The organism is Aliterella sp. E5.1 (genome assembly GCF_057473825.1).
The window spans coordinates 1-6,025 of record NZ_JBYCCV010000155.1 but is presented as its reverse complement, the minus strand read 5'-3'; the positions used below and the strand labels follow the sequence as shown (position 1 = coordinate 6,025).

At 42.6% G+C, this 6,025-nt stretch carries 7 protein-coding genes and 1 pseudogene; 7 read left to right on the top strand and 1 reads right to left on the bottom strand.

Annotated features, from left to right (window positions below; genetic code table 11):
- The first annotated feature begins 53 nt into the window (after positions 1 to 53).
- The 7 genes from AC2VE5_RS23710 (at position 54) to AC2VE5_RS23680 (ending at position 5,164) form a co-directional block, all read left to right on the top strand.
- Positions 54 to 1,220, top strand: a complete 1,167-nt coding sequence (locus AC2VE5_RS23710; RefSeq protein WP_486890113.1) for a GIY-YIG nuclease family protein — start codon at positions 54 to 56, stop codon at positions 1,218 to 1,220.
- Positions 1,221 to 1,276: 56 nt separating this feature from the next.
- Positions 1,277 to 1,690 (top strand): type II RES/Xre toxin-antitoxin system antitoxin, encoded by a 414-nt coding sequence (gene parS / locus AC2VE5_RS23705; RefSeq protein WP_486890112.1) that lies wholly within the window; start codon positions 1,277 to 1,279, stop codon positions 1,688 to 1,690.
- Positions 1,690 to 2,151, top strand: coding sequence for an RES family NAD+ phosphorylase (locus AC2VE5_RS23700; protein WP_486890111.1), 462 nt, complete (start codon positions 1,690 to 1,692; stop codon positions 2,149 to 2,151). The genes parS and AC2VE5_RS23700 overlap by 1 nt, the downstream gene beginning before the upstream one ends.
- Positions 2,152 to 2,154: 3 nt before the next feature.
- Positions 2,155 to 2,421: a thermonuclease family protein gene (locus AC2VE5_RS23695; protein WP_486890110.1), complete on the top strand. Its 267-nt coding sequence runs from the start codon at positions 2,155 to 2,157 to the stop codon at positions 2,419 to 2,421.
- A gap of 21 nt (positions 2,422 to 2,442) precedes the next feature.
- Positions 2,443 to 2,910 carry a thermonuclease family protein gene (locus AC2VE5_RS23690; RefSeq protein WP_486890114.1) on the top strand — a complete coding sequence of 156 codons (468 nt, stop codon included), beginning with the start codon at positions 2,443 to 2,445 and terminating at the stop codon, positions 2,908 to 2,910.
- 213 nt (positions 2,911 to 3,123) lie between these two features.
- On the top strand, positions 3,124 to 3,948 hold the full coding sequence (locus AC2VE5_RS23685; RefSeq protein ID WP_486890109.1) for a ParA family protein: 825 nt from the start codon (positions 3,124 to 3,126) through the stop codon (positions 3,946 to 3,948).
- Between the two features lies 1 nt (position 3,949).
- Entirely contained in the window at positions 3,950 to 5,164 is a 1,215-nt protein-coding gene (locus AC2VE5_RS23680; protein ID WP_486890108.1) for a ParB/RepB/Spo0J family partition protein, read from the top strand.
- Here the strand turns inward: AC2VE5_RS23680 and AC2VE5_RS23675 are convergent.
- Positions 5,161 to 5,901 (bottom strand): annotated as a pseudogene (locus AC2VE5_RS23675) (BamA/TamA family outer membrane protein); the annotation flags it as partial. The gene AC2VE5_RS23680 and the pseudogene AC2VE5_RS23675 overlap by 4 nt on opposite strands.
- Between the last annotated feature and the right edge of the window lie 124 nt (positions 5,902 to 6,025).

Here is a 6,025-nt window from a genome sequence, read left to right as displayed (position 1 = left end):
GATACAGAAGATGCTAAATATTACAGGAAGCAAGTGTAGTAAGAAGCGCGAATATGTGGCTACGGTATGGCGTTGATGGCAACAACAAACTAATTGAAATTGAAAATGTAGCCAGTGGCAAAACAAACCTGATATGCCCGTACTGCGGCAAAGCGCTAATAGCCAAAAAGGGCAAAGTTAAAGAACACCACTTTGCTCACAATGGAGAAACCTGCTCTGTAATCATCAAAAGAAAACCGCGAGATATACCGCATCTACCTCTATACGATGCTTTCAACATTTTTCTAACTGGAAAAGAACTAGAACAACTTAAGAAACTTTGGCACAGGCACAAGGCTCACGGGCATGGCGTTGATCGCCTGGAAATATTGCCAGCTTTTACCAGGGAAAACCTAGTCGAGACTGCGCCAAATATTAGTGATGCCACTGGGAGAAATACTTATCAGTTCACTAATTTAGGTTTAATACCCATTGGTGTTTTACCCCTAACTTTATTCAATCCTCTGCATGAATCGCTGATTGAGCAAAAACTAACCCAACTAGAAGCGGCTATTTTTACCAATTCTGGCTCTGTGCTGCCGCGCGACGAGCTACGGATTCGCCTCACAGACTTACGAATCTACTGCGCCAAGATGAGGAAGATTCTGCTTGCTAGTTTGTACTATTTAAAAGTGCAGGCGGACGAAAAAATTCTGTACAAAATTGGGATAACTACCCGTCCTATGCCCAAGCGCCTTGCGGAAATATATCGGGATTTGACTTCGCATTACCAGACTGTAGAAATCGAAGTCCAGGGAATTTGGGAGCATCGTGGTAATGTAGAACGCTACTTCAAGTACCGATATTGCGATTTTAATTACCCAATTGGCACTCTAACGGAATACTTCAATTTTACTAACCCAGACGAAACCCAAGCAGTAGAACGTGACCTATCCCAGATGCAAGCCAAAGTCTTATCGCCAGTAGAACAGGGTATTGTGGACGGGAAGCCTGATGAATTTCTCGCAGCACTCCTGACTGATGAACAGATGAAAACGGGTAATGTACAAGTTAGCGATCGCGTCATAGCAAAGTTGAAGCAGGCTTTCCTTACCAAACCATCATCACAACAGCTAATTACTGCACTGCACCAGGGAGCTTCCTTGCGCGAAGCTGCTGTAATGGCGTTCGTATCGGTTGAGACGGCGCGTAAAGTATTGGCAGTAATGCAAAAACAGTAGATCCAATGATTTGTTTCATTTGATAGAATTATAGTGTCAATTGAAATTAAGTAATTATGGTCAAAACTACTACCCAAGTTGACTCACGCAATGCGATCACAGCAGATAAACAACACAAGACTGATGTAAGCGATAAAAAGTATGCCTCTATTAAGGAGATAGCCAAACGTTTTGATTTAGATAAAACTGAGATAAAACAACTGTTCGGAATTTCCGAAAGCACTCAGTTTCGCTATGAGAAGCAAAATCCCGTTCTCAAAATAGCTATTGCGGACAGATTAGAACGTTTTAACCGCATTGCCAAGCAAGCGTTAGAGTTATTTGAGAATGAAGCGGAAACTAGGCGGTGGCTATCCACAACAAAAACCGCACTATCAGGAAAAACACCATTGCAAGCACTAGCTACCGATGCTGGGGCAAAAAAAGTTGAAGAAATGCTGTATCGCGCTGAATACGGGATGTTTGGATAGTGCAAGTTTGGCGAATTTGCAAGCAGAAACACCTGGATAGTGCCTTTTCTGGAATAGGCGGACTTTATGCTCAAGCAAGATGGACACCTCAAGGATTTAAGGTTGTTTATACAGCAGAAAGTCTAGCTCTTGCTAGTTTAGAAGTTTTTGTACATACCGAAAGCGATCACATTCCTTTGGTTGCTATCCGTGCTTTTTTGCCAGAAGACATTGCGATGACGGTAGTAGACGTAAATAGCCTACCGGACGATTGGCAAAGCATGGCAGCCTATCCCACTTTGCAGAAAATTGGCAAGCAGTGGCTTCAAAAGCAGGACTCGCCTGTACTCAAAGTTCCATCGTCGGTTATTCCCGTTGAGTTTAACTACTTGCTTAATCCTCAACATCCTGATTTGCAGTTTAGTTTGGAACCGCCATTAGAGTTTAAGTTCGACGAGCGAATGTGGAAAGTTAAGCAATAAGATGTGCATATTCCAATTAAATTGGGAACCTTAATAGTAGCCACCTACGAATTTTGCCTAATCCACTTGAAAAGCTTATTAATTAAAGTCTCGCTAGTTTTCCCTCTGTTGTTGGCTCCCTTATCAGCCATAGCCCAAATCACCCCTGCTACTGTTGTCAGCGTAGGCGACGGCGACACCTTGCGTATCCGCCAATCAGCACAAGTCGCTACGATTCGATTAGCTTGCATTGATTCTCCAGAACGCGCTCAACCTCCTTGGGGGCAATAATCTACCTCCCGGCTCAAGCAACTGCTACCCCAAGGTAGGGCGGTACAAGTCCGAGAAATAACGCGCGACCGCTATGGTAGGACTGTTGCCGAACTGTATGTGGGTAAACGCTCGGTTAACCTGCAAATGGTACAAGAGGGTCAAGCAGTTGTTTATCGCCAGTATCTTCAGGGATGCGCTGCCACCAAAGACCAATATTTACAAGCAGAAGCACAAGCCAAGCAAAAGCAATTGGGCTATTGGAACCAGAAATCACCTGTTATGCCTTGGGACTATAGACGAGGAAAGCGGAGGGTTAATTCTCAATCAGTAACTAAAGTACCTCTAAATGTAGCAACTCAAAAACTACCAAGTTGCACTAATAGTAATTGCAATTGTAGCAATTTCAAGACTCAAGTCCAGGCGCAACAATTTCTTAATACTTTTCCTGGAGACAAATTTAGATTAGATAGAGATGCGGATGGAATAGCTTGCGAAAGTCTGCCATAACTTTGCTAGTTCTTCTAGCCTATACCACAAAACGAATAGTCTAGGTCGGTATATTAGATTTTGCCTTACCTAACTTGGTAAAACAGCATAATAATATCCACTGCATAACGTTATTCATTAAAACTTTCCCTAAAAATTCGTTACTGCATAACGTTATGTAATAACAAATTCAGGAGTACAATTATCCAAAGATCGCTATATACTGTTTTCACCATGTCAAAGCGCAAAGCCCAAAAGCAAATGATATTGGGCATCATGAGTAATTCTGGTGGAGTAGGTAAGACCACGATTACCGCGCATCTTGCTTATCCTCTTGCCAAGAAGGGGTATAAAACTCTATTAATTGAGTTAGATCAGCAAGACTCGCTTCGCTTATGGACAGGTTTAGGGATTGCCGATCCTGAGCATTCCGCAGCAAAAATCTTCCAGCCTGATTTTAAAGGAGAATATCCAATTACTCCAATCTGGCAGGAACACACGAAAAATGCTTTTATAATTCAGGGCGGGGCTGCTCTACGCGATACACCAAGACAAATCGAAAGCTACAAGCGACGATATTACATTCTCAAAGATCGCCTAAAAAAATTTCCACTAGACTTCGACGTTATTCTCATTGATACTCCCGGTGGGCTTGAGCCATTTGGAAGTATTCTTCTTCCAGCAGTCACTCATCTCATTGTTGTTGTTGAACCTGACTTCAAAGCAACGACCAGTGGTGGATTATTTCTAGAATGGTTTTACTCAAATGCTCTAGAACTCGACTTAGAGCCTCCTCCTGAGCTTCTAGGATTTATACCAAATACTCGACAACCTGAAATTGCTGCTCATTCTAAAATTTTAGATACTAACAATCCGACTGCGTTACCTTCAATTTTGAAAGAGTATGATACTCAATGCTTTCCGCAAATCAAATTCTCAGCAGAGTTTGTAAATGCGTCAGATCCTAACATAGGATTACCTGTTTATCTCCATCGCCCTAGAACTCCAGCCCTTAAGGGTTTCAATCCAGTTATCCGAGCAATTGAAGAGCGTTTGTAATATGGCAAAACAACCCGTTGACCTAACTGAGTCCTATCAAGGCAGTGCGATCGCCAAGCAAGCATTCGATCTGAAAAGGCAAGTCAAACAGAAAGACGAAGAACTTCAAGAATTACAAGCAGAGATTGCCACTATTAAATTAGGAAAGCTTGATACCGCTCAAAAAGCTGAATTAGAGCAACAAATCCAAGCACTTACTGCTCAATTAGCACAAGCTGGTGGAGTTCAAAAGATTTCTATTAATCAAGTTCAGCGCAACCCCAAGCAGCCTAGACAAATGATTACCGAAGCAATGGTAAAGGAACGGGCAGCCAGTTTAGAAGAACATGGGCAGCAAGCTCCTATAATCTTGTTTCCACCCAATGATGATGGGATATCCTTAATATTTGACGGGGAGTTGCGATGGCGGGGAGCTAATTTGCTGAATTCTAAAAACCGTAGCTCTTGGCAGGCTTTAGATGCTGTTTATCTAACAGGAGGCTCCTCCCCTGAAGATCCTCAGATGCTTGAACGTGCAATCGTCACAAGTCTTCATGCAGAGAAGTTATGCGCCCTTGATTTAGCTGAGAACTTAGTTGACCTTATTGCCCAAGAGTTTTCCTTCAACGATCCCCAAAAACAAATACCTGAGCATCTTAACTTTTTAGTTAACAAGCTGAAAGCATCGGGAAGAGCGCATGAATTTTCAGACATTAGATCTGCTGAAAAACAAGCACAGACAACATGGATTGAATCAATTGAGTGGAGATCCAAGGAACAAGATATTGTATTGAAAGTGTTGTTAAAGTTCAAATTGAATCCGGCATCTATTAATACTAATATTTTTCCAGTCTTAAGCTACCCAGTCGATCTTAAAGAAGCTATTCGCTCTGCTGGCTTAGAAGATGGCAAGGTGCGAGAACTTGCAAAACTCCACAGCGAACGATTAGGATTTGACAAAAAGAAAACACAAAAAATTCGCGTTGAAGCAACACAAGAAGTTGTCAGCAGGAACTTATCAGTGCGGGATACACGCACTTTGGTTAATCAAATAATCAATCAGCACTCTCCTCAGCAGGCAAGCAAAGCTTCTAATTATGTTACAAAACTTAATCAATCATTGGAGAAGTTTCCAGTTAGTAAAACTGACCGAGAAAGTTTAATGGTCTTACATAAGAGCCTTAAATCTCTGCTTTCAAAAGTTGAAGAGAAATTAGACGTTTCTTCAGAAGGCTAAAAAGGGTTGTAAAACACGGAAAAGTATAGCCCGTTTTCTTGCCATGTTCTTTCAGTAGAATCTACAGAAATTAAAGGAATACCGTAATCGAGACGAGCCGTAAAGCGATTGCTTTGCTGCCAAACTAAACCCAAACCTACAGAGGCGAGGCTATTGGTATCTGGTGCGGCTCTACCAGAGTTCCAGGTACTACCAACGTCAATAAAGTGCGCTACTTGTAAGACTGCATTCTCCTTTGGTATTCGCAGAATTGGCAATCTAACTTCTGCCGAAGCAAAAGCCCCACTATCGGTTAGCAGCAAGTCCTGACGGTAGCCGCGCACGCTTTGCAAACCGCCCAAACTGAACTGTTCTAAAGGGACAAGGGAAGTTGTTGATAGCTGGACATTGCCGCGAACCAAAAGTAAAGTTTCTGGGGCTAATAGGCGTACCCACTGGGCTTGTCCTTGCCAGGAAAGAAAGCGGCTATCAGGTTGTTCCGCATTAACTGTCGCATCAAAAGCATCAACTCCTAAGTTAAATTGCGATCGCGCTGCAATTACTTGACGGGTATCGCGTTGCGTCCATTCTTGGAAAAATCGCACCGCCGAAATTCGGGTTCTGCCTTGGTCGTCTGTGCCCTGAGACAAGGCAAAAGGAATACCAGATAAGGAAGTTTCGCTTTCCAGGCGACTACCACTTACGCCTATTGCCAGTTCTTGACTTGGAGCTTGAATAATTGGCTGGCGCAAAGTTACAGCGGTTCTCGATTGAATGAGATAAAGTGAGAAGCATTGCTACAACTATTAATGGCTAAATGGATGAAAGCTTACTCAAATGATTTGCGCCAGAAGATTGTGGAAACCCATAGCAGAGAAAGGG